Annotated in this window: 18 protein-coding genes; 15 read left to right on the top strand and 3 right to left on the bottom strand. The window is 74.5% G+C overall.

The window, feature by feature from the left end; translation table 11 throughout:
* Positions 1-20: 20 nt before the first annotated feature.
* The 4 genes from D7231_RS25505 (at position 21) to D7231_RS25490 (ending at position 6,345) form a co-directional block, all read left to right on the top strand.
* Complete coding sequence (locus D7231_RS25505) at positions 21-3,641, top strand: DNA polymerase III subunit alpha (protein WP_120757868.1); 3,621 nt, start codon at positions 21-23, stop codon at positions 3,639-3,641.
* Positions 3,638-4,714, top strand: coding sequence for a DNA polymerase Y family protein (locus D7231_RS25500; protein WP_120757867.1), 1,077 nt, complete (start codon positions 3,638-3,640; stop codon positions 4,712-4,714). The genes D7231_RS25505 and D7231_RS25500 overlap by 4 nt, the downstream gene beginning before the upstream one ends.
* 176 nt (positions 4,715-4,890) lie before the next feature.
* Positions 4,891-5,796 (top strand): esterase/lipase family protein, encoded by a 906-nt coding sequence (locus D7231_RS25495; protein WP_120757866.1) that lies wholly within the window; start codon positions 4,891-4,893, stop codon positions 5,794-5,796.
* Positions 5,797-5,838: 42 nt separating this feature from the next.
* A complete protein-coding gene (locus tag D7231_RS25490) occupies positions 5,839-6,345 on the top strand; it encodes a ribonuclease FAU-1 family protein (RefSeq protein ID WP_120757865.1) in 507 nt (168 codons plus the stop codon).
* A gap of 1,075 nt (positions 6,346-7,420) precedes the next feature.
* On the opposite strand, the gene D7231_RS25485 is transcribed toward D7231_RS25490, so the two are convergent.
* From D7231_RS25485 to D7231_RS25475, 3 genes are all read right to left on the bottom strand, one after another.
* A complete protein-coding gene (locus D7231_RS25485) occupies positions 7,421-7,618 on the bottom strand; it encodes a DUF397 domain-containing protein (RefSeq protein WP_120757936.1) in 198 nt (65 codons plus the stop codon).
* The gene (locus D7231_RS25480) at positions 7,618-8,475 is read right to left on the bottom strand and encodes a helix-turn-helix domain-containing protein (RefSeq protein ID WP_120757864.1); all 858 of its coding nucleotides are present in this window, start codon (positions 8,473-8,475) and stop codon (positions 7,618-7,620) included. The genes D7231_RS25485 and D7231_RS25480 overlap by 1 nt, the downstream gene beginning before the upstream one ends.
* Positions 8,476-9,048: 573 nt before the next feature.
* Entirely contained in the window at positions 9,049-10,344 is a 1,296-nt protein-coding gene (locus tag D7231_RS25475; protein ID WP_241999915.1) for an APC family permease, read from the bottom strand.
* Positions 10,345-10,425: 81 nt separating this feature from the next.
* On the opposite strand from D7231_RS25475, the gene D7231_RS25470 reads away from it, so the two are divergent.
* The 11 genes from D7231_RS25470 (at position 10,426) to D7231_RS25420 (ending at position 23,919) form a co-directional block, all read left to right on the top strand.
* Positions 10,426-10,887, top strand: a complete 462-nt coding sequence (locus D7231_RS25470; protein WP_106682045.1) for an Lrp/AsnC family transcriptional regulator — start codon at positions 10,426-10,428, stop codon at positions 10,885-10,887.
* Positions 10,888-10,891: 4 nt separating this feature from the next.
* Positions 10,892-12,460 (top strand): carboxyl transferase domain-containing protein, encoded by a 1,569-nt coding sequence (locus tag D7231_RS25465; protein ID WP_120757863.1) that lies wholly within the window; start codon positions 10,892-10,894, stop codon positions 12,458-12,460.
* A 97-nt stretch (positions 12,461-12,557) separates the two neighbouring features.
* On the top strand, positions 12,558-13,634 hold the full coding sequence (locus D7231_RS25460; RefSeq protein WP_422396760.1) for a FecCD family ABC transporter permease: 1,077 nt from the start codon (positions 12,558-12,560) through the stop codon (positions 13,632-13,634).
* A complete protein-coding gene (locus tag D7231_RS25455) occupies positions 13,631-14,686 on the top strand; it encodes a FecCD family ABC transporter permease (RefSeq protein WP_120757862.1) in 1,056 nt (351 codons plus the stop codon). The genes D7231_RS25460 and D7231_RS25455 overlap by 4 nt, the downstream gene beginning before the upstream one ends.
* Positions 14,683-15,597, top strand: coding sequence for an ABC transporter ATP-binding protein (locus tag D7231_RS25450; RefSeq protein WP_120757861.1), 915 nt, complete (start codon positions 14,683-14,685; stop codon positions 15,595-15,597). Before D7231_RS25455 ends, D7231_RS25450 begins: the two co-directional genes overlap by 4 nt.
* Positions 15,598-15,639: 42 nt before the next feature.
* Positions 15,640-16,644, top strand: coding sequence for an ABC transporter substrate-binding protein (locus D7231_RS25445; RefSeq protein ID WP_120757860.1), 1,005 nt, complete (start codon positions 15,640-15,642; stop codon positions 16,642-16,644).
* A gap of 137 nt (positions 16,645-16,781) precedes the next feature.
* Positions 16,782-18,017 carry an ATP-grasp domain-containing protein gene (locus D7231_RS25440; protein ID WP_120757859.1) on the top strand — a complete coding sequence of 412 codons (1,236 nt, stop codon included), beginning with the start codon at positions 16,782-16,784 and terminating at the stop codon, positions 18,015-18,017.
* Complete coding sequence (locus tag D7231_RS25435; RefSeq protein ID WP_199739455.1) at positions 18,014-19,771, top strand: IucA/IucC family protein; 1,758 nt, start codon at positions 18,014-18,016, stop codon at positions 19,769-19,771. Before D7231_RS25440 ends, D7231_RS25435 begins: the two co-directional genes overlap by 4 nt.
* Positions 19,768-20,994 carry an MFS transporter gene (locus D7231_RS25430; protein WP_241999914.1) on the top strand — a complete coding sequence of 409 codons (1,227 nt, stop codon included), beginning with the start codon at positions 19,768-19,770 and terminating at the stop codon, positions 20,992-20,994. Before D7231_RS25435 ends, D7231_RS25430 begins: the two co-directional genes overlap by 4 nt.
* Position 20,995: 1 nt before the next feature.
* Positions 20,996-22,735 carry an IucA/IucC family protein gene (locus D7231_RS25425; protein ID WP_120757857.1) on the top strand — a complete coding sequence of 580 codons (1,740 nt, stop codon included), beginning with the start codon at positions 20,996-20,998 and terminating at the stop codon, positions 22,733-22,735.
* Positions 22,732-23,919 (top strand): type III PLP-dependent enzyme, encoded by a 1,188-nt coding sequence (locus D7231_RS25420; protein ID WP_241999913.1) that lies wholly within the window; start codon positions 22,732-22,734, stop codon positions 23,917-23,919. Before D7231_RS25425 ends, D7231_RS25420 begins: the two co-directional genes overlap by 4 nt.
* The last annotated feature ends 88 nt before the right edge of the window (positions 23,920-24,007 follow it).

The following is a 24,007-nucleotide window of genomic DNA, read 5'->3' as shown; positions in this document are numbered from 1 at the left end:
AGGAACGAGCAGGAGGTGCGATGACCGGGCTCAACGCGTTCACGCACCTGCACACCGCATCCGGCTTCTCGATGCGGTACGGGGCCGCGCACCCCGAGCGGCTGGCCGAGCGCGCCGCCGAGCGCGGCATGGACGCCGTCGCCCTCACCGACCGCGACACCCTCGCCGGAGCGATCCGGTTCGCCACGGCGTGCGCCGAGGCCGGCGTGCGCCCGGTGTTCGGCGTGGACCTGGCCGTACGGGACGAGCCGCCGCAGCCCCCGCGGTCCCAGCAACCCCCGCAGCCCTCCGCGCACCACCGCCCCCGTACCCCCGTGCGCGGCGGCGCCTTCGTCGACGAGTCCGCGCCCCGCGCGGTCTTCCTCGCCCGGGACGGCGCGCGCGGCTGGGCCGCCCTGTGCGGGCTGGTCTCCGCGGCCCACGCGAACACGGCCCATGCGAACACAGCCCACACGAACACGGCCCACGCGAGCGGCACCGCAGGCGCCTCCCCCCGCCCCGAGCTCACCCGCGAAGACCTCGCGGCCGCCGCCCCCGGCATCCGCGCTCCCCTCCACGTCCTCCTCGGCCCCGGCTCCGAGCCCGGCCGCGCCCTCGCCGCGGGCCGCCCCGACCGGGCCGCCCGGCTGCTCGCGCCCTGGCGGGAAATGTTCGGTGACGCCCTGCGCCTGGAGGCCGTCTGCCACGGCCGGACCGGCACCGGTCCCGGCTCGCTGCGGCTCGCCGCCCGTACCGCCGGCTTCGCCGCCGACCAGGGCGTCCCCGCCGTCCTCAGCAATGCCGTGCGCTACGCCGACCCCGGTCAGGGGCCCGTCGCCGACGTCCTCGACGCGGCCCGCCGGCTGGTCCCGATCGACCCCCGCAGGCCGGAGTTCCTCGACAGCGGCGAGCGCTGGCTCAAGGGGCCGGCCGCCATGGCCGCCCTCGCCGAGCGGATCACGGAGGCCGCGGGGCTCGGCAAGGACGCGGCCCGCCGGCTGCTCGCCACGACCGAGGAGACCGCCGCCGCCTGCCGGGTCGGCCCCGGGGACGACCTGCGGCTCGGCCGCGTCCACTTCCCCGAGGCGCACCTGGTCGGCGCAGGCCACCGCACCGCCGACCGCGTGCTGCGCTCCCGCTGCACGGCGGGCATGGTGCTGCGCGGCTACGACCGCAAGCGCCGCTACCGGGACCGGCTGGAGGACGAGCTGGCGATCATCGCCGGGAAGGGCCTCGCCTCGTACTTCCTCACCGTCGCCCAGGTCGTGGACGACACCCGCGCCCTCGGCGTACGGGTCGCCGCCCGCGGCTCCGGCGCGGGCTCCCTGGTCAACCACCTGCTCGGCATCGCCCACGCCGACCCCGTCGAGCACGGCCTGCTGATGGAGCGCTTCCTGTCCGTCCACCGCAAGGCGCTGCCCGACATCGACATCGACGTGGAGTCCGCGCGCCGCCTGGACGTCTACCGCGCGATCTTCGACCGCTTCGGCGCGGACCGCGTCGCGACCGTCGCCATGCCCGAGACCTACCGGGTCCGGCACGCGATCCGGGACGTGGGCGCGGCCCTCGGCAAGGACCCGGCCGAGGTGGACCGGCTCGCCAAGGCGTTCCCGCACATCCGCGCCCGCGACGCCCGCGCGGCCCTGGCCGAGCTGCCCGAGCTGCGCGGGGTGGCCGCGGAGGACCACGGCCGGCTGTGGGAGCTGGTCGAGGCGCTGGACGGGCTGCCGCGCGGCGTCGCCATGCACCCGTGCGGCGTGCTGCTGTCGGACGCGAGCCTGCGCGCCCGTACGCCCGTCGTGCCGACCAGCGGCGAGGGCTTCCCCATGGCGCAGTTCGACAAGGACGACGTGGAGCGGCTCGGGCTGCTCAAGCTCGACGTGCTGGGCGTGCGGATGCAGTCCGCGATGGCGCACGCGGTGGCCGAGATCGAGCGGACCACCGGGCGCCGCCTCGACCTCGACGACCCCGCGCACGTGCCGCCGGGCGACCCCCGTACGTACGAGCTGATCCGGTCGACCGAGACGCTCGGCTGCTTCCAGATCGAGTCGCCGGGCCAGCGCGACCTCGTCGGCAGGCTCCAGCCGGCCACCTTCCACGACCTCGTGGTGGACATCTCCCTCTTCCGGCCCGGCCCGGTCGCGGCCGACATGGTGCGGCCCTTCATCGCGGCCCGGCACGGGCGCGCGCCCGTGCGCTACCCGCACCCGGCGCTCGAACCCGCCCTGCGCGAGACGTACGGCGTGGTCGTCTTCCACGAGCAGATCATCGAGATCCTGCACGTCATGACCGGCTGCGACCGGCACTTCGCGGACGAGACGCGCCGCGCGCTGTCCGACCCGCAGCTGGTGGGGCGGGTGCGCGCGTGGTTCGGGCGGGAGGCGGCGAAGCTCGGCCGCTCGCCCGAGTCCGTGCGCCGCACCTGGGAGATTGTGGAGGCGTTCGGCAGCTACGGCTTCTGCAAGGCGCACGCCGTCGCGTTCGCCGTGCCGACCTACCAGTCGGCGTGGCTGAAGGCCCATCACCCGGCGGCCTTCTACGCGGGGCTGCTCACCCACGACCCGGGGATGTACCCCAAGCGGCTGCTGCTCGCGGACGCGCGGCGGCGCGGCGTGCCGATCCTGCCGCTGGACGTGAACCGGTCGGGCACGGCCTATTCGATCGAACTGGTGTCCGATGTTGCCGAAGGGTGGCCCGACGGCGTGTGGGGGCTCCGCATGGCCCTCTCCGACGTCCAGGGCATCACCGGGGCCGAAGCCGCACGCATCGCGGAGGGCCGCCCGTACACCTCCCTCCCCGACCTGTGGCAGCGCGCCCGTCCGGCCCGGCCCGTCGCCGAACGCCTCGCCCGGGTCGGGGCGCTGGACGCCTTCGGCGGCAACCGCCGCGACCTGCTCCTGCACATCGCCGAACTGCACCACGGGCAGGGGCGCTACGGACACAGCCGCCACGGGCGCGGAGGTGTGGATCAGCCCACCCTGATCGACAGCGTGCGGGCCGAGCCCATCGGCCTGCCCGACCTCGACGCGGAGGAGCGGCTCGGCGCCGAGCTCGGCGTGCTCGGCATGGACACTTCCCGGCACCTGATGTCGGACCACCGGACGTTCCTCGCCGAGCTGGGCGTCGTCCCCGCCCGGCGGCTGCGCGACGCGCGCCACGGCGAGACCGTCCTGGTCGCGGGCGCCAAGGCCGCCACCCAGACGCCGCCCGTCCGCTCCGGCCGCCGCGTCATCTTCACCACCCTCGACGACGGTACGGGCCTGGTCGACTGCGCCTTCTTCGACGACAGCCACCCCGCCTGCGCGCACACCGTCTTCCACTCCTGGCTGCTGCTCGTCCGCGGCGTCGTCCAGCGCCGCGGGCCGCGCAGCCTGAGCGTGGTGGGCGCGGCGGCGTGGGACCTCGCGCGGCTGACGAGGCTCCGCGCGGAGGGCGGGCTGGAGGCGGTGGCTTCGGTGCTGGCGGCTCCGGCGGTTCCAGTGGCCCCGGCTGCCCTGGCTGCCCCCGCGGCTCCAGTGGCCTCCGCGGCCGGGGACCCGGGCCGCCGCATCCACCTCCCCACCGGCTACGCCATGCACCCGTGGGCGGACCTGCAACCCGCGGGCGAGGGCACGCCCACGGGCCGCAAGCTGTGGCACGCGAGCCCCGGGAGCGCGGGATGAGCGCCCGGGCACGGCTCGCCGTGGTGCCGGACCCGCCGCTCGGTCCGCCGGGTCAGCCCGGTCCGGCCGGCGCGCCCACCGTGCTCTACGTCCACTTCCACGCCGGGGCGGGCGCGCCCCTGGGCGAGGAGACCTACGACGGCCTGCTGGGCCTGCTGGCCGAGGTCAGCCCCGTCGTCCAGGCCGTCCCTCCCGACGCGGCGCTCGTGGAAGTCCGCGGCGCCACCCGCTACTTCGGGCAGGACCCGGCCGGGCTCGCCGCGCTCGTACGGGTACGGGCGCTTGCCCGGTACGGGGCCGACTGCACGGTCGGCATCGCGGGCAATCCGATGCTGGCCCGGATGGCCGCGCAGGACGGCCCGCCCGGCGCGGTGCGCACGCTCCCCGGGGACCCGGCCGCCGTGTCCGCGTTCCTCGCGGGCAAGCCGGCCGCCGCCCTGTACGGCGTGGGCCCGGCCACCGCCCGCACCCTGGCCACGTACGGACTCGGCACCGTCGGCCGGATCGCCGCCGCGCCGCTGTCCGCGCTCCAGCGGATCCTGGGGCCCGTGGCGGGCCGGCAGCTGTACGAGCGGGCGCGCGGCATCGACCCGACCCCCGTCACTCCGGGGGCGCGGGCCCGTTCGACGGCCGCGGAGCACCGCTTCGAGCGGGACGAGCTGGACGCCGACCGGCGCCGCCGCGCGCTGCTGGCGCTCGCCGACGGGCTGGGCGGCCGGCTGCGGGAGAGCGGGCAGGTCGCGCGCGGCCTGACCCTCACCGTGCGCTACGCGGACGGCTCGGCGACCACCCGCTCCCGCACCTTCGCCGAGCCCACCGCGCACACCCCCGAGCTGACCGCGACCGCGTACGCGCTGCACGACGCGCTCGGGTTGCAGCGCGCCCGGGTCCGGGCCGTGGCGCTGCGCGCGGAGGGCCTCGGCGACGCCGGATCCGCCGCGCACCAGCTGTCGTTCGACCCCGCCGACGAGAAGGCGCGCCGGATCGAGGCGGCCGTGGACCGGGCCCGGGCCCGCTTCGGGCCGGGGGCGGTGGGCCCGGCGGCGGCGCTGAGCAGGCGCGCCGTGGCTTGAAGTCTGTTACGGATTAACGTCTTCCACATAAAGAACGTGTGACGGATTCCTTGACCGATCAAGGTGCGCCACGCATCCTTACTGGCACGTAAGTTAACGCTCTTTCAGCAAACCACGGTTCCGGGCCACCCGTGTGCCCACCGTCGGTGACCACCCCCCACCAGCGAGGTGTTCATATGAAGCTGCCCTGGAGACCGCTGCGCACTCTGCTCCCCGCGCTGGCCCTCGCCCTCTCGGCCGCCGCCCTCACCGCCCCCGAGGCAGCGGCCGCTCCGTCTGACGATACCCGCGCCTCCCAGGCCGCCGCGCCCGCCGCGACCGCCGGAAGTGGCTGGAACGACTACTCCTGCAAGCCGTCGGCCGCCCACCCGCGCCCCGTCGTCCTCGTGCACGGAACCCTCGGTAACTCCGTGGACAACTGGCTCGTCCTCGCGCCCTACTTGAAGAACCGCGGCTACTGCGTCTTCTCCCTCGACTACGGCAAGCTGCCCGGTGTGCCGCTCTTCTACGGCCTCGGCCCGATCGCGAAGTCGGCCGAAGAGCTCTCCGCGTACGTCGACAAGGTCCGCGCCGCCACCGGTGCCGACAAGGTGGACCTCGTCGGCCACTCCCAGGGCGGCGCGATGCCGCGCTACTACCTCAACTTCCTGGGCGGCAAGGACAAGGTGAACTCCCTCACCGGCATCGCCCCCAACAACCACGGCACGACGCTGTCGGGCCTGGTCACCCTCATGGACAAGATCCCCGGAGCCCGCAACGCGCTCGGCGGCCTGACCCCCGGCCTCACCGACCAGGCGATCGGCTCCGATTACCTCAAGAAGATGAACTCCGTCCCCGACACCGTGCCGGGCGTCCGCTACACGGTCATCGCGACCAAGTACGACGAGGTCGTCACGCCGTACACCTCCGGCTACCTGACCGGCCCCGACGTGCGCAACGTCCTGCTCCAGGACCTCTGCGCTGTGGACTTCTCCGAGCACATCGCGATCGGCACCGTCGACCGCGTCGTCGCGCACGAGGTCGCCAACGCCCTCGACCCGGCCAACGCGACGCCGACCACGTGCGCGTCCGTCATCGGCTAAATTCGCTGGCCCCGGCGCCGCTCATGGGGAAGCCTCACCTTCATGAGCACCCCGAACGCTGTTTTGCGGGCCGGCAGTGACGTAACGGTCACGCTGGTCAAGGAGTCCCGGTCCGGCATCGGCTACCCCGCGGTGGCGGTGCGCGACGACGGCAACCACGCCGTCGTCCGCGCCCCGTGGGCGGCCCCGTCGGACCGGGACTTCGGCTTCGTCCGCTTCGAGCGCGGCGACGTCTTCACCGAGCACTACTGGCGCGACCGCTGGCACGCGGTCAAGGAGGTGCGCGCCGCCGACGGCACCCTGAAGGGCTGGTACTGCGACATCACCCGGCCCGCCGAGATCACCCCGGGCGCCGTCGTCTCCACCGACCTGGACCTCGACCTGTGGGTCTCGGCCGACGGCGCCACGATCCTCCGGCTGGACGAGGACGAGTTCGAGGAGAGCGGCCTGGCCGGGCGCGACCCCGACGCGGCGGCGAAGGCCCGCGCGGCCCTGGACGAGCTGGAGCAGCTGGCGCGCGGGGGAGGGCTGACGGGGCTGCTGGGCTAGCGGCAATTCCGCCCGGCGGTACGGGGAAGGGCCGGCCGCTCGGCCGACCGGCCCTCGTGTCGATCGTGTTCCTCAGTGTTCCTCAAGCGGCAGACGTCCCGCCGCACTGGCAGGAGCCACCGTTCTGACATCCGCAGGTGCATCCCGGACCACAGGTGCAATCGGCACCGGGCGCCGCGACAGGCTCGTGCACAGCCATGGTCAACCGCCTCCTTCGACGCGGGAATCGGGGTGTTCCCCGATCCAGCGAACACCCGCCCGCCCCCACGGACAAGACACGTTGCGGTCAAGCCGCGCCGCGGGTGGGGCGGGGTGGGTGCAGATCCGTGGGTCGGGTGCGGGTCAGAACAGGCTGGCAGCGGGGGGAGGAGTGGGGGGGCTTGGGCACGTCGGGTGTCCGACGCCCGGTGGGCGGTTGGCCGCCGTACTCGTGCCGTCACGGATGCGGCTGCGTGAGGAGACCGGCCCCTTCGTCTGTGGCTGATGGGGAGCGGGCTGCTGCCGCGATGTGGCTGGGCCCGTCGTGGCTGAGCGGCCGGGTGCGGGATGGTGGGGGTTGGTGCCCTCTCGGCGCGGAAATCCACCGGCGGGGCGGGCTGCGTGGCGTAGAAGTGCGCGGGGAGTGAGGTCTGTGCGCCTCACGGACCTCACCGGGTAGTCCGCGCCTCACGGGCCTCGGTGGCCTTCCCGGGCCGGAAATCACCCGACCCTGCGGCCGTACGCGGCATACAAGTGACCCGAGAGCGTAAGCCGCCCACCTCACCGGCCCCTCCCGGCCGCCAGCGTCTCACCAGCCTCACTCCGCCTTCCACCCGGCCGCGCAACCACGAACTATGGCGCGCCTAGTGGAACGCCCACGACGGGAGAAACCACATCGCGGCAGCAGTCCGCTCCCCATCAGCCACGGCTGATGGGGAGGTCTCCTTACGCGCGTGCATTCGTGACGGCAGGAGTACGGCGGCCAACCGCCCACCCACCGCAAGTCGCGCCCGACAAGCGCAAGCCCCCCACCCTCCCCCGCTGCCAGCCTGTTCTGACCTGCACTCAACCCACGGATCCGAGCCACCGGACGGTACTAACGCGGCAGGCCTGCCCCCTTCACGTGGGACACGAAAGCGGCCCACGCCCTGGCTGGGAGGATCAGGGTGGGGCCGTGGGATGCCTTGCTGTCGCGGACGGCGACCGTGTCGGTGGGGGCCTCAGCGGCCTCTACGCAATCCGTCTGGTGACCGCTGTAGCTGCTCTTGCGCCACGCTAAGTCGTTCCAGTTCATCATTGAAGGTCCTTCACTACGCACGAAATGAGGTTGCGGGACTGTGCCTCGTCGAGCGCGCTCGCGCTGAGCGTGTCGAACATCCGGCTGTAGGTCGCGAAGTCCGACCGGCGCTCGAACTGCATGCTGCTGACGTACGACTCGGTGTACACGATGTCGAGATCGCTGCGGATGGGGAAGTGGAGGATTCCGAACGACCCCAGCATGCCGAGGTGCCCGCCCGATGCAAAGGGCAGCACCTGCACCGTGACGTTCGGCTCCTCGGACGCTTCCAGCAAGTGGTGCAGCTGCTTGGTCATGACGTGGGATCCCCCGGTAGTGCGTCGCAGGGCGGCTTCGTCCACGACCGACTGCAAACGGAGTGGAGAGGCCCGGCGCAGGGTGGCGCTCTGCCGGGCGAGGCGGACGCTCACCAGGGCATCGACCGCGTCCGGCTTGGTCTCCGGCGCGAGTGCCTTGATGACTGCACGGGCGTAGTCCGGTGTCTGGAGCAGCCCGGGGAGCAGCGTCGTCTCGAAGGATCGCTTGGCCGAGGCTTCCGTCTCCAGTGCGATATACGACGCGTACCGTTGGGTGAGCACGTCCGAGTACGGTTTCCACCACATGCGGGCCTTGCTGTCCCGTGCCAGGCCGACGAGACCTTCCCGTGCCTCGGGATCCGTCACTCCGTAGAGGTCCAGCAAGGATTCCAGCTCGTGGACGCGCACGCCGGAGCGGCCGTTCTCGATGCGGCTCACCTTGGTCTGGTGCCAGCCGAGACGCCGGGCCATCTCGTCGGCCGTGTGCCCCGACTCTTCGCGGAGAGCACGGAGCTCTGCTCCGAGCACGCGGCGCCGAACGGTGGGAATCGCGGGCATGTTCCACTCTCCAGGGAGTGTCGCAGGGGCGGAAGCGAAGCACAGTGTCCCGCATCAAATCAGCCCCCATGGCAACGAGTTCACTCGCGCGTATGCACTTTTGGCGATTGCGTTGCGCCTGCACTGAGTAGTGGGCATGCTGCCGTGACGTACAGAGCCCCGGCGACCGCTGCAACGGCCCCGGGGCGTGGTCAACGCTGAAGAGGAGCGTCAACGTGCGCCATTTTATCGCCCGCTGCACGGGATGGTTCCGGACCTTCGGGTTCGGAGCTCGTGCCCGTAAGGAAGCCGTCCTCGTTTCCGAGGCAACCCCCGCTGCACCGCCCGAGTCCGCCCCGGTCCAGGCGCCCGAGCCCCCGTCCCCCTCCCCGTCCTGCAAGGTCTACGTCTGGGCGACCGCCCACGGTATTGATCTCAGTTCTCCCGGCCCGCTGTCCTCGTGCAGGTGCGGGGCGCCCGAGCCCGGATCCGAGCCGGAGGCGCACCCGCACCGCCGGGCCACCGACGCCGAGCTGCTCAGTGCCAAAGTGCGGCAGGCCAACTCGGCGAGTCGCTGGGGGAAGTGAGCGGCGTCTACGCCCGGCCCGCTCGCCCCCGGCCCGTCAGTGTCGTGAAGCCCCACGACAGCCCCGCCAGTACCACCGGTATCAGCAGCAGGAGTCCCGAGAAGGCCAGTACCCCCGCCGTGATCAGGGAGCTGGCGATTCCCGCGTGCCAGAGCCATGTCCGGCGGGGGAGCAGGGTCAGGGCCGACAAGAGGCCCGCCAGGGTTACCGAGGCCAGGCAGGTTGACGTGGCGCGCATCAGGCCGTCCAGGTCGCCGCCGGCGAGCCAAGCCGCCGTGCCGACCGCCGCGCAGGCGCCCGCCAGTACGGTCAGGCTGCGCCGCGGCACCTCGCCCGGGGCGGCGCCGCGGGCGAGCCAGCGGGGGGCGGCGCCGTCGCGGCCGAGGGCGGCGCCCAGGCGGGAGGCGCCGGCGAGGTAGGTGTTGACGGCGCCGAAGGTGAGGAACAGGGCCGCCGCGGCGGCGATCGGGCGGGCGGCCGTGCCGGCGCTCCGGGCGAGGAGGTCCGTCAGCGGGGTGTCCGTGCCGGCGGCGGCCGGGCCGAGCGCGCCGATCGTCGTCACGGCGAGCCCGAGGTAGAGGACGGAGACGGCGGTCAGCGTGTACACCGTCACCCTCGGCAGGTCGCGGGCCGGGTTCGCGAATTCGCCGGAGAGGTGGCTGGCCGCCTCCCAGCCCGCGAAGGCGAAGAACAGCACGCCCGCGGCCGAGCCCACCGAGCCCCAGCCGTGCGGCATGAACGGGGTGAAGTGCGCGGAGGTCATGTGGGGTGCCGCCGCGAGCGCGGCCCCGGCCAGCACCGCTGCCAGCAGGGCCACCAGCAGCAACTGCACCCGCCCCGACAGGTGCAGGCCCACGCAGTTGGCCGCGAACGACGCCGCGATGACCACGGCCCCGATCGCCGCGGCCGCCACCGGGCCCAGCCCCAGGGCCCCGGCCACGTACTGGCCGCCGATCAGGGCCGCCGCCACGACGCCGATCGGCACGGCCCCGTAGAACCACCAGCCGACCGCCGCCGCGGCCCGCGGGCCCGCCGCCCGGTGCACGAAGGTCGCGACCCCGCCGCCGTCCGGGAACCGCGCGCCGAGCGCGGCGAACGACAGGGCTACGGGCACGCTCGTCACGAGCAGGACCAGCCAGGCCAGGATGGAGGCCGGCCCGGCCGCGTCGGCGGCCAGCGCGGGCAGGGCCAGGACGCCCGGGCCGAGGACGGCGCCGGCGCACAGGGCCGTGCCGCTGCCGACGCCCAGTCCCCGAACGGACGGCCGGGGAGGGGCGGGAGCGCGAGTGGTTCGTACGGTCACGGGTGGTGAAGTTAGCTCGACCAGTAGCAAGGAAGGCCTCTCGCCGAACTAAATTCGGTGCGTGCGGCATCATGTGCCCTTATGGACGACATAGATTCGGCGATCGTCAGGGAACTCCAGCGCGATGCGCGGCAGACCAACCGCGACCTCGCCCGCACCCTCGGCATCGCCCCCTCCACCTGCCTGGAGCGGGTGCGGGCGCTGCGCCACCGCGGCGTGATCACCGGGTACCGGGCGACGGTCGACCTGCGGGCGCTGGGCCGGCCGGTGCAGGCGCTGCTGTCGGTACGGATCCGGCCGATGAGCCGGGAGGTCATCGAGGGCTTCAAGGCGTACCTCATCGGGCTGCCCGAGGTGCTCAACGTGTACGTCGTCGCGGGCGGGGACGACTTCCTGGTGCACGTGGCCGTGCCCGAGGTCGACGACCTGCACAGCCTGCTGATGGACCGCTTCTCCGGGCGCCGCGAGGTCGTGGACTTCCGCAGCTCCGTGATTTACCAGCACGTGACCAAGGACGTGGTGGGGCCGCTCGTGACAGGGTGACGGCATGAACGCGAGCAACCACCGCACTTCCGCCCTCGACCTCGTCCGCACCGTAGTGGACCCCGGCAGCTGGAGCTGCTGGGACGAGCCCGTCGAGGTCACGACGGACGACCCCGCCTACCGCGCCGACCTCCTCGCCGCGCGCGAGCGCACCGGTCTCGACGAGTCCGTCGTCACCGGCGAGGGGCGGGTGCACGGCCGCCGAGTGGCCGTGGTGGCGTGCGAGTTCCGCTTCCTGGCCGGGTCGATCGGCGTGGCGGCGGGGGAGCGGCTGGTGCGCGCGGTGGAGCGGGCCACGGCCGAGGGGCTGCCGCTGCTCGCGGCGCCCGCCTCGGGCGGCACCCGGATGCAGGAGGGCACGGTGGCCTTCCTCCAGATGGTCAAGGTCGCGGCCGCCATCACCGACCACAAGGCGGCCGGCCTGCCCTACCTCGTCCACCTCCGGCACCCCACGACGGGCGGCGTCCTCGCCTCGTGGGGCTCGCTCGGGCACCTCACCTCCGCCGAACCGGGCGCGCTCATCGGCTTCCTGGGGCCGCGCGTCCACGAGGCCCTGTACGGGGAGGAGTTCCCGCCGGGGGTGCAGGTCGCGGAGAACCTGCTGGCCAACGGGCTGGTGGACGCCGTGCTGAGCGCCGAGCAGCTGCCGGGGGTCGTGGCGCGGGCGCTGGGGGTGCTGTGCGGCGAGCCGTCCGCTCCCGTCCCCGCCGCGCCTGCCGGGGACTCCCCGGCCGCCCCTGCCCCCGCCCCCGCCGCCGAAGAATCGATTCGCCGCTCCCGCGACCCCGAACGCCCCGGCGTCCGCGCCCTGCTGGACGCCGCCGCCACCGACGTCACCCCGCTCAGCGGTACGGGCGCGGGGGAGCGCGACCCCGGGCTGCTGCTCGCCCTCGCGCACGTCGGCGGCACGCCCTGCGTGGTGCTCGGGCACGACCGCGGAAGCCGTACGGGTGCGGCGGCCGGGACAGGCGCGGGCGGTGTGCCCGCCGCCGGGCAGGCGCTCGGCCCGGCCGGCCTCCGCGCCGCCCGGCGCGGCATGCGGATCGCCGCCGAACTGGGCCTGCCGCTGCTCACCGTGGTCGACACGGCGGGCGCGGCGCTCTCCCGCGACGCCGAAGAGGGCGGCCTGGCCGGCGAGATCGCCCGCTGCCTGGCGGACCTGGTGACCCTGCCCGCGCCGACGCTGTGCCTGCTGCTCGGCCAGGGCGCGGGCGGCGCGGCGCTCGCGCTGCTCCCCGCGGACCGGGTCGTCGCGGTCCGGCACGCGTGGCTGTCGCCGCTGCCGCCCGAGGGGGCCTCGGCGATCCTGTACCGCACGACGGACCGGGCCTACGAGGTCGCCGGGCGGCAGGGCGTACGGTCCGCGGACCTCCTGGCCAACGGCATCGTGGACGTGGTGGTCGAGGAGCCGGAGGGGGGCCCGGAGGCCGGCCCGGCCGCCGCGGACGGCGATTTTCTGCCGCGTCTCGGCGCCCTTCTCGGTGCGGAAATGGCCGCCCTCCGCGCACGCGAGCAGGGCGAACGCCTGGCCGACAGGCGTGCGCGCTACCGGCGGATCGGGCTGGGAACGTGATGCTCCCGCGCCCATAAATGGGCATTGAGGGCATGTGAGGGTGTGCGTTCCATGAAGAATTGACAAGGTAAGCCTTACCTAACCTAGGGTCTCCCTCGTGAACGAGACCGCTCCAGGGGCCGCTCCGGCTGCCCCGGGCTCCGCCGTGCCCGACGCCGGGCCCACCGCCGGGCCCGCCGCCGGGCGTTCGGTCCCGGCCCGCAGGGCCGCCCTGCTGCTCGGCGGCGTCGCCCTGCTGGCCGTCTGCGTGGCGCTCAGCCTCGCGCTGGGCTCCCGCTCGGTGCCCCTGGAGACGGTGTGGCACGCCCTCACCGGCGGCGACCGGAGCCGCGACGGCCTCGTCGTGACCGGCCTGCGGGTGCCGCGCACCGTGATCGGCCTCGTCGTCGGCGCCGCGCTCGCCCTCGCGGGCGCCCTCGCCCAGGGCATCACCCGCAACCCGCTCGCCTCGCCCGCCACGCTGGGGATCAACCACGGGGCCGGCTTCGCCGTCGTCGTCGCGAGCTACGCGCTGCATCTCTCGCACCCCGCGCAGTACTTGTGGTTCGCCTTCGCCGGCGCCGCCCTGGCCACGCTCGCGGTCCTCTCCCTCGCCCGCCGCGCCGGCGATCTGGACCCCGTGCGCCTCGCGCTCGGCGGCACCGTGCTGGACGCCGTCCTCATCTCCTGGACCTCCGCGGTGATGCTCACCAGCCACCGCACCCTGGACGAGGCCCGCTTCTGGCTGGCCGGGTCGCTCGCCGGACGGCAGACCGGCATCCTGCTGCCGGTCCTCGTACCGCTGCTGGCCGGCCTCGTCCTCGCCCTGGCCGTCGCGCCCGCGCTCAACGCCCTCGCCCTCGGCGACGAGACCGCGCAGGCGCTCGGCGTCCCCGTCGCCGGGGTCCGCGCGGCCGGAGGGCTCGCGGTCGTCCTGCTCGCCGCCTCCTCCGTCGCGGTCGCGGGCCCCCTGTCCTTCGTGGGCCTCGCCGCCCCGCACCTCGTGCGCAAGCTTGTCGGCAACGACCACCGCTGGGTGCTGCCCGGCTGCCTCGTCGCCGGGCCGCTGCTGCTGCTCACCGCGGACGTCGCCGGCCGCCTGGTGCTGCGGCCCGTCGAACTCGAAGTGGGCATCGTCACCGCCCTGCTCGGTGCCCCGCTGCTGGCCTTTCTCGCCCGGAAGGTGGCGCGATGACCCCCCTTGCGGTCACCCCCGCCCCGGCGGCCCCCCGCGCGCTCGCCCGGCAGCGCCGGCGCACCGCGCTGCTGAGCGCCGCCGCCGTGGCCCTGCTCGTCGTGCTGACGGCCGTCGGCCTCGGCACCGGCGAAGTGTCCGTCCCGCCGGTGGACGCCCTGCGCGGCCTGGTGGGCCTCGGCGACCCCGGTACGGTGATGCTCGTTCAGGAGCTGCGCGCCCCCCGCGTGCTGTCCGCCCTTGCGGCCGGCGCCGGGCTGGGCGTCGCCGGAGCGGTCCTCCAGCGCGTCGCCCGCAACCCCCTCGCGTCCCCGGACGTGGTCGGCGTGACCGGTGGCGCCTCCCTGGGCGCAGTGGCCGCCATCGCCACGGGCGCCTCGGCCGCCCTCACCCCGCTCGCCGCCCTTCTGGGCGGGCTGCTCGCGGCCGTCCTGCTCGGACTGCTGGCCTGGCGGGGCGGGTTCACCGTCTCCCGGCTCGTCCTCGTCGGCATCGCCGTGCAGTCGGGGCTCGCCGCCGCCGTCAACCTCTTCATCGTGCGCTTCCCCCGCGAGCTCGCCTCCACCGCACTCCAGTGGACCACCGGGTCGGTCTACGGGCGGACCTGGACCGAGTTCGGCGCCGGGGGAGCGGCGATCCTCGCCGGGATCGCCCTCGCCCTGGCCTGCAACCGGCGGCTCGCCGTCCTCGACCTGGGCGACGACACCGCCGGCGCCCTCGGCCTGGCCCCCAGGGCCGCCCGGCTGCACCTGCTGTTCCTCGCCGTCGTCCTGGCCTCGGTCGCCGCCGCCCTCACCGGGCCCATCGGCTTCGTGGCCCTGGCCGTCCCGCACGTCGTGCGGTTCCTCGCCGGGCCGCCCACCCTGGGCACGCTCGCGCTGAGCGGCCTGACCGGAGCCGCCCTGCTGCTGGGCGCCGACCTGATCGTGCTGCACCTCCTGCCCGTACAAGGGCTGCCCGTCGGCGTCGTCACCGCGACGCTCGGGGCGCCCTGGCTGCTCGTACTGATGCTGCGTCAGATGAAGCCCAACGCTGGGAGTACCACCCGATGAGCGCCACGAAGCCCTCCACGAGCACGAGCACGAGCACGAGCACGAACGCGAGCGCCACGACCAGTGCCGACGCCGCAGTGAGCACAGCAGACACAGCGAGCACCGGCCGCCTCGCGGCCCACGGCCTCACCCTCGGCTACGGCGGCACGGTCGTCGTCGACGGCATCGACCTGGCCCTGCCGGGCGGAGCCGTCACCGCCGTGGTGGGCCCCAACGCCTGCGGCAAGTCCACCCTGCTGCGCGGCATGGCCCGCCTGCTCAGCCCCACCGCCGGCACCGTCACCCTCGACGGCAGCGACGTCCACCGGATGCCCGCCCGCGCGCTGGCCCGCCGCATGGGCCTGCTCCCGCAGCAGGCCGTCGCCCCCGAGGGCATCACCGTCGAAGCCCTCGTACGCCTGGGCCGCTACCCCCACCAGCGGATGCTCACCCCCTGGTCCAAGGCCGACCAGGCGGCTGTCGAGGAGGCCCTCGCCCGCACCGGCACCACCGCGCTGCGCGACCGCGCCGTCGACGAGCTCTCCGGCGGCCAGCGCCAGCGCGCCTGGATCGCCCTCGCCCTCGCCCAGGACACCCCGCTGCTGCTTCTGGACGAGCCCACCACCTTCCTCGACCTGCGCCACCAGCTCGACGTGCTCGACCTGGTCGAGGAGCTCAACGCCGAGGCCGGGCGGACGGTCGTGATGGTCCTGCACGACCTCGGCCAGGCCGCCCGCTACGCCGACCACCTGGTCGTCATGTGCGACGGCCGCCCGGCCGCGGCAGGCCCGCCGGCGGACGTCCTCACCGCCGAACTCGTCGAGGAGGTCTTCCGGGTGGAGTGCCGGGTCGTCCCCGATCCCGAGACCGGCACCCCCTTGGTCGTGCCCCGCGCCCGGTCCGCCAAGCGCGCGGCGCGAGCCGCCTCCTGACGCCCCCCACCACCCACCCACCGCTCGAAAAGGAACCCCGCCATGACCGTGCTCCGGCCGGCCCAGAACCGTATGCGCAGAGTGTTCGCCGCGTCTCTCGCCGTGATCATCGGTGCCGCCGCCCTCGGCGCGTGCGGCGACGGCGAGACGAAGCAGGACGACGACAAGCCCGCCGCCGCCGGCGCCGGCTTCCCGCGCTCGGTCACCCACGCCATGGGCACCACCGAGATCAAGAAGAAGCCGCGGCGCGTCGTCGTCCTCGACACCGGCGAACTCGACGACGTCACCATGCTCGGCATCGAGCCGGTCGGCGCCGTCTCCCCCCACATGAAGACCGAGGGCGGGTTCCCCTCCTACCTCTCCGGCAAGACCAAGGACACCAAGGACGTAGGGCCCATGGCGGAGCCCAACATCGAGCGCATCATGTCGCTCAAGCCCGACCTGATCCTGTCCTCCAAGGTCCGCCACGCCAAGGTCTACGACAAGCTCAAGGGCATCGCCCCCACCGTCTTCACCGAGACCACCGGCGCTCCCTGGAAGGACAACCTGAAGGCCCACGCCGAGGCGCTGGGGCTGGAGAAGGAGGCCGGGGCGGCCATGGAGGCGTACGAGAAGCGCGCCAAGGCCCTGGGCGAGGAGATCAAGAAGAAGAACGACGGCAAGATGCCCACCGCGTCCGTCGTCCGCTTCGTGGCCGGCCCCACCCGCCTCTACCAGAAGCAGTCCTTCAGCGGAATCGTCCTCTCCGACATCGGCCTGCGCCGCCCCGCGTCGCAGGACGTCGACAAGGCGATGCTGGAGGTCTCCCCGGAGCAGATCGACAAGGCCGACGCGGACCTGATGTTCGTGACCGTCGCCGACGACCCGAAGAAGACCCAGCAGTCCGCCGTCCAGGACAACCCGCTCTGGAAGGAGCTCGGCGCCGTCAAGAACGACAAGGTCGTCCAGGTGCCGGACGAGACGTGGATGTCCGGCATCGGCATCCAGGCCGCGAACCACCTCGTGGACGACGTCGCCAAGGCCGCGGGCGTCCCCGCGCCCAAGTAGGCCCGGACCGCCCGGGTGGAAGCCCGGGCCGTCCTCCCTCCCTTCCGCCGGGCCGCTCCTGCGGTGCGGCCCGGCGGAAGGCCCCTCCCCGCGCTCCCCCCCCCACCAGCACACCCCTGCCCGCGAAAGGCCCACTCGTGCGCCGGCTGTATCTCCTCGCGCTCAACCCCACCGACTCCGTCACCGAGGGCTTCCTGCCCGCCGCCGCCCGCCTCGGCCTCGCGGTGACCCTCCTGACCGACCGGCCCGACGCCCATCGCCGCGCCTGCGCGCGCCACGTCGCCCGGGGCGGCGCCCCCCTGCCCGAACTCCGCCTCGCCGCCTGCGACGTCCACGACTTCCGCGAGGTCATCAGCCGGATCCCGGCCCTCGGGGCGCCCGACGCGGTCTTCACCAACAGCGACCACCTCCAGACCCAGGCCGCCCTGGCCGCGGCCTACTTCGGCCTCCCCGGCAAGGACTGGCGGGCCGCGCTGCGCGCCAAGAACAAGGCCGAGCTGCGCCGCAGCCTCGCGGCGGCGGGCCTCGACGCCGTCTGGTCCGCCGAACTCGGTCCCGGCGAGGACCTCGACGCGCTCGCGGACGGCCGCCTCGAAGGCGCTCCCTTCCCGTGCGTGGTCAAGCCCCGCGAGGGCGTGGCCAGCGAGGACGTCGTCCTCGTCGGCGACGCCACCGCGCTGGCCGGCCACTGCCGCGAGATCCGCGCCCGCCGCCCCGGCACCGCCCTGGTCGTCGAGGAGTACCTGGACGGCGAGCTGCACACCCTCGAAACCCTCGGCGACGGCACCACCCTGCACGCCTTCGCCTCCTTCCGCACCGAACTCTCCCCGCCCCCGCACTTCATCGAAGAGCGGATGAGCCTCCTGCCCGCACCGATCCAGCCGCACGCGGAACAGCTCCTCGGCCGGCTTAAGGCCCTCGGCATCGGCTTCGGCATCTGCCACACCGAGTACGTCGCCCAGGGCGGCCGTGCCCGGCTCATCGAGGTCAACTACCGTGCCATCGGCGACCAGTGCGACCTCACCCTCGCCCAGTTGCTCGACGTCCCCCTCTTCGAGCACGTCCTGCGCACCCACCTCGGCGAGCCGCTCCCGGCCGAACTCGGTGCGCGCACGGACGGCCGGGTACGTATGGAATATGTGTGCGCCGAGCGCGGCGGAACGCTCAAGTCCGCGCCCGGGGCGAGCGACACCGAGCGCGACGGCGTGCGGCTGGTCTACCGGCCGCTGCGCGAGCTCGGCGAGGACCACCCGCTCTACCGCACGAACCGCGACTACATAGGCGTGGTGCGGGCGACCGGTACCGACCAGGACCGGATCGACCGTGCCGTCGCGGACTTCCTGGCTGCCCAGCGATGGGAGATCGTTTCATGAGCACGGCCGCGACGGCCGCCCCCGCCACACACGGCGCCGTGGAGGACGAGCTCCTCGGCAGGGTGCTCAGCACCCTGCTGCGCGAGGACGCCTACCAGCTGCGCAGCAAGGCCGTCACCGAGCACCGCCCCGACGGCGACTGGCTCCGGCTCCCCGTCCCGGGTGAAACGTTGCTGCTGCCGGTGGCCCCCGAGGGCTTCCAGTGCGACGTCCGGGCCAGCGAGCCCGTCCTGCACACCGCCGGCGGCCCCGTGCGGGGGTTGCAACCCGTGCTGGCCCGGCTGCGCGGCGCCGTCGCCCCTGAGGACCGCGCCGGGTACGAGGCCTTCCGCACCGAGTGCCACGAGGCCCTGGCCACCGTGCAGCTGCACGGCGCGGTCCGGGAGGAGACCGTAGGGCGGCTGTCCGCCGCGTACGGACGCAGCACCGCCGCGTGGACCGGCCTGCGCGGCAGCCTCGCCTACGACACCCTCGCCGCCTACCGCGACCACCCCGTCTATCCCACCGGACGGGCGCGCTCCGGCCTTTCCGAGGCCGAACTACGCGCGTACACCCCCGAGTTCCACCCCTCCTTCGCCCTGCGCTGGCTGGCCCTGCCGCGCGAGGCGGTCACCGGCGCCCGCGCCGGGCTGCCCCACTGGTGGCCCACCCCCGCCGCCCTCGGCCTGCCCGCCCTCGACGGCACTCACCTCGCCCTGCCCGTCCACCCCCTTACCGCGGGCGCCCCGCTCGCCGGGGCGCTGCGCGCCCGCGGCCTCGAAGGCTCCGCGCACCTCGCCGAGAAGCCCTGGCTGGAGGTGATCCCCACCCTGTCGACCCGCACCGTCGCCGTCGCCGACGACCCCGGGACCCACCTCAAGCTCCCCCTCGCCACCGCCACCCTGGGGCAGCGCAACCGGCGCACCATCATGCCCGGCACCCTCCTCGACGGCGAGGTCGGCCAGCGGCTGCTCGAAGAGATCACGGCGCGCGAGCCGCGCTTCGCGAACGCCGTGCTCCTCGCCGACGAGACCACCCACCTCGGCGCGGACCACGAGCTCCTCGCGACCCTCGTGCGCCGCTACCCGGCCGGGCTCCAGGACGCCCACGTGGTGACCGTCGCCGGGCTCCTCGCCCGCACCCCGGACGGCCGGCTCGTCGCCGAAGCCCTCGCCGAGCGGTACTACGGCGGCTCGCTCGCCGCCTTCCTCGACGCCTACCTCACGCTGCTGCTGGACTGGCACACCACCCTCTTCTCGTACGGCATAGCCCTGGAGTCCCACCAGCAGAACACCTCCGTCGTGCTCGACGCGCACGGCGGGCGGCCCCGGCTGCGGCTGCTGCTGAAGGACAACGACGGTCCCCGCGTGCACTCCGTCCGCCTCGCGGCCCGCATCGGCGGCCAGGCCGCGGACCTGCTCGGCTTCGACGACCGGCGCATCCTCGTCGGCGGTGACGGACCCGTGGCCGACGTCTTCGCGACCATCACGGTCCACCTGTGCGCCGGCGCCCTCGCCTTCGAGCTGGCCCGGATGGGCCGCGGATCGCTGCGGCAGTGGCTGGGACAGCTGCGCGACCGGCTGGCCGAGGCGGTCGGCAGGCTCCCCGAAGGCCCGGCCGGCGTGCTGCGCGCCCGCGTCCTCGACGCCGAACGGCTGCCCGTCAAAGCCATGATCACCGCGGGCACCCTGCTGACCAAGGAGCGCTCCGGCGCCGCCGACATCAACAAGCACTACGTCGACGGCCCCAACTACCTGCGGGGGGAGGCGCGGTGACCGCCGTCCTGGAGCGCACGACGTCCCGGGCGCCCGCGTCGCTGCGCACCCGCCAGATCCACGCGGTCGCCGCCTGCTACTTCGTCGCCTCCTTCGCCGCCCTCGGCCTGCCGCCCTACCTCACCGAGATCCTGCCCTCCCTCGGCGACCGCGAGGCCCGCTGGGCCGGGCTGCTCTACATCGTGCCGACCGTCTTCGGCGCGGTCGGGGCACCCCTGTGGGGGCGGCTCGCCGACCGCTACGGGCGCAAGCGGCTGCTGCTCCGTGCCCAGCTGGGCTTGGCCGTCTCCTTCCTGATCGCGGGCTGCGCGGACAGCCTCGCCGGCTTCGCGGCCGCCCTCGTCCTGCAAGGCGTCCTCGGCGGCACCTTCGCCGCCTCCAACGGCTACCTCGCCGCCGCGCTCGACGGGCAACGGCTGTCCTGGGCCCTGACCTTGATGCAGGGCGCCGCCCGGCTCGCGCTCGTCGCCGCCCCCGTCCTCGTGGGCTCGCTCTCCCCGTGGATCTCCCCGCACCGGCAGTACGCGCTGCTCGCCGTCCTGCCGCTGGCCGCCGCCCTGATGCTGGCGGCGCTGCCCGAACCGCCGCGCGCCCAGGCGCCGGACGCCGGCGCCTCCGATCCCGGCCCGGAGAGCGCGGACACCACCGAGGAGCTGGCGGCGAGCTCGCCCCGCCGCGCGCTCCGCACCCTCTACACCCTCGAATTCGTCTTCGTCTTCGCCACCGTCGTCTCCTACCCGTACATGATCACCCTGGTCGAGGACCGGCTGCCCGGCCTCGGCGGAGCCGCCGGCGGCGTCCTCTTCGCCCTCCCGCACGTGTGCTACCCGCTGCTCGCCAAGCCCGTGCACACCGCCGTCGCCTCCCGCCCGGTGCTCGGCGCCGTCACCGGCTTCGCGCTGGTGGCCGTGGCGCTCGCCGGGCACTGGGGCGCCGGGAGCCTCGCCTCCTTCGTGGTGCTGCGGCTGCTGCTCGGCGCGGGCATGACCCTGGGCCTGGTGAGCCTGTCCGCACTCGCCGCCGACGCCTGCCGCGGCCGCAGACCCGGCCGGATGTTCGGCTCCCTGGAGTTCATATCCAAGGCCGGGGCCGTCGTCGCCGGAGCGGTCGCCGCCCTCTCCAACGACGTCTGGGGCCCGGCCGCGCCCATCGTCGCAGGATCCGCCGTCGCAGCCCTGACGGCGCTCGTCAGCACGCCCCTCCTCCTCCGCTGGAGCCGCTGAAATGTCCTCCTCAGCACCCCTCGCCACCACCCCCGCCACGTGCCCGCCCGCCGTCCCGGGCGTCCCCACCGCCGATCATGTGGTCGCCCACACCCTGCTCAACTGCCTGCTGCGCGAGGTCTCCGGCCCCGAGCACCAGACCGCCGTCAGCGACGGCCACCTCCTGCTGCGGCTGCCCCGCACCGGCGACCTGCTCCGCGTCAGACTGCGGCGCGCCTCCCTGATCGGCGCCCACCGCTTCACCGGAGCGGTCACCGTGCAGCGGGACGGCGGCTGGGCCGAACTGCCCTGGCGGGCCCTCGCCGAGCTCATCCACCGCGAACTGCGGCTGCGCACCGGCGTCCGCAACGAGGAGTTCCTCGACCAGGTGGCCTCCAGCCACGCCGGCGTCAGCGCGGCCCTCGCCGCCCGCCGCCCGGCCGCGGACGAGCCCGCCGGCGCCGACCGCTACGTCGACTCCGAGCAGTCCCTGCTCTACGGCCACCGCTTCCACCCCACCCCCAAGGCCCGCACCGGCGCCGCCGAGGACTGGGGCCGCTACGCCCCCGAGGCCCGCGCCCGCTTCGCCCTGCGCCACCTGGCCGTGCGCAGAGAGCTCGTCCGTGAAGAGGCCGCGACGCCCACCGCGCTCGCCGCCCTCGACCGGCAGGGATCCGTACCGGAGGGCTACGTCCTGCTGCCCGCGCACCCCTGGCAGTACGGGATGTTCCGGGACCACCCCCTGCTGCGCGCGGCCGCCGGGCGCGGCGACGTGATCGACCTGGGTGAGCGCGGACCCGCCTTCGCGCCGACCGCCTCGGTGCGCACGCTCTACGACGGCAAGGACTTCCTGAAGTTCAGCCTCAACATCCGCATCACCAACTGCCTGCGCAAGAACTCCGAGTACGAGCTGACGGGCGCCGTCGCCCTGACCCGCCTGCTGGAGCCCGCCGCCGCCGGCCTCGCCGCCCGCTTCCCCGGCGCCGAGCTGCTGCGCGAGCCCGGCTACCGCACCCTCGACCTGGGCAGCCGCGAGCTCGCCGAGGCCTTCGGCGTCATCGTCCGCGAGGGCCTCGGCGCCCGCCTCGCGCCGGACCTGACCGCCCTGCTCGCCGGAGCCGTCGCCGACGAGTACCCCACCGGCGCGGCCCAGATCTCCCGGCTGCTGGCGGGCACCGGCCCCGAGACCGCCTTGGCCTGGTGGGACGCCTACCTCGGCCTGCTCGTCCCCCCGGTGCTGGCCGCCTACTTCGACCACGGCATCGTCCTCGAACCCCACCTCCAGAACGTCGTCGTCGGCGTCGACGGCTCGGGCATGCCCCGGCAGGTCCTCCTGCGCGACCTCGAAGGCACCAAGCTGCTCCCCGAGCACCACGCCGAGGCACTGGCCGGCCTCGGCGACGACGTGGCCCGGCCCATGACCTACGACCGGGAGCGCGGCTGGGACCGGGTGGTCTACTGCCTGGTCGTCAACCACCTCGCCGAGATGCTCGCCGCCCTCGCCGACCGCCACCCCCGCCTGGAGCCCGAACTGTGGTCCGCCCTGCGCCGGGTGCTGGCCGCCCGGTCCGCGGCCCACGGCAACCCGCCGCTGCTGCGCGCCCTGGTCGCGGGCGTGCCGCTGCCCGCCAAGGCCAATCTGCTGACCCGCTGGGAGCGCAAGGCCGACCGGCACGCCGGATACGTCCGCATCGGCTCGCCGCTGGTGTCCGACCTGCTCTCCGAAGCCACCCGCACCGCACCCTGGAGCACCGCCTCGTGATCACCCCCCGAGCCGCCGCCCTCGCCGGCCGCCTCCCGGCCGGCGACCTGCCGTCCTACCTCTACGACCTCGCCGCCCTCGGCGAGCACGCCCGCGCGGTACGGGCCGCCCTGCCCGAAAGCGTTGAGCTCTCCTACGCGGCCAAGGCCAACCCCGCCCCCGAGATCCTGACGGCCCTCGCCCCGTACGTCAGCGGCTACGAGGTCTCGTCCGGCGGCGAACTCGCCCACGTCCGCGAGGCCGTCCCCGGCCTGCCGCTCGCCTTCGGCGGCCCCGGCAAGACCGAGGACGAGCTGCGGCTCGCCCTCGGCCTGCGCACCGAGCGCATCCACGCCGAGAGCGAGAGCGAACTGCGCCTGCTCGCCGCCCTCGCCGCGGAACGCCCCGGAGACGCGCCCGTCGACGTCCTGCTGCGCGTCAACCTGCCCGCCGGCGACGGCGAGCTCGGCGGCGCCGCCCTCGCGATGGGCGGCCGCCCCAGCCCCTTCGGCCTCGACCCGCGCCGCGCCGAGGCCTGCCTGCCCCTGCTGCGCGGCACCCGGCTGCGGCTGCGCGGCATCCACGCCCACCTCGCCAGCGGGCTCGACGCCCCCGCCCTGCTCGCCGTCGCCGCCCGCGTCACCGCCTGGGCGCGCGCCCTCGACGAGCGGCACGGCCTCGGCCTCACCGAGGTCAACGTGGGCGGCGGCATGGCCGTCGACTACGCGCGCCCGCACGCCCGCTTCGACTGGGCCGCCTACGGAGCCGGCCTCGCCGCCCTCGCCGCCGGGCACCCCGGCTACCGGCTGCGCATCGAGCCCGGCCGCGCCCTGACCGCCCACTCCGGCTGGTACGTCACCGAGGTCCTCGACATCAAGCACAGCCACGGCGAGGCGTTCGCCGTCGTGCGCGGCGGCACCCACCACCTGCGCACCCCCGCCGCCAAGGGCCACGACCAGCCCTTCACCGTGCTCCCCACCGACGCGTGGGAGCGCCCCTGGCCGCGCCCGGCCGCGCTGGACGAGCCGGTCACCATCAGCGGTCAGCTGTGCACGCCCAAGGACGTCCTCGCGCGGGCGGTCCCGGTGGCCGAGCTGCGGGCGGGGGACCGGATCGCCTTCGCGATGGCCGGCGCGTACGCCTGGAACATCTCGCACCACGACTTCCTGATGCACCCGGCGCCCACGTTCCACTTCCTGTCCTGAGCAGGGGTGTTGGCCGGAACCGACTGCTTTCCCGGCGTTTTACCACCACATGGATGGCCTATGCATCTACATGGGCGTACGGTGATCC

Source organism: Streptomyces klenkii (genome assembly GCF_003626645.1).
In the GTDB taxonomy this organism is placed as follows: domain Bacteria; phylum Actinomycetota; class Actinomycetes; order Streptomycetales; family Streptomycetaceae; genus Streptomyces; species Streptomyces klenkii.
Note: the sequence above shows the minus strand (reverse complement) of the source record. Positions and strands in the feature narration are given on the sequence as shown.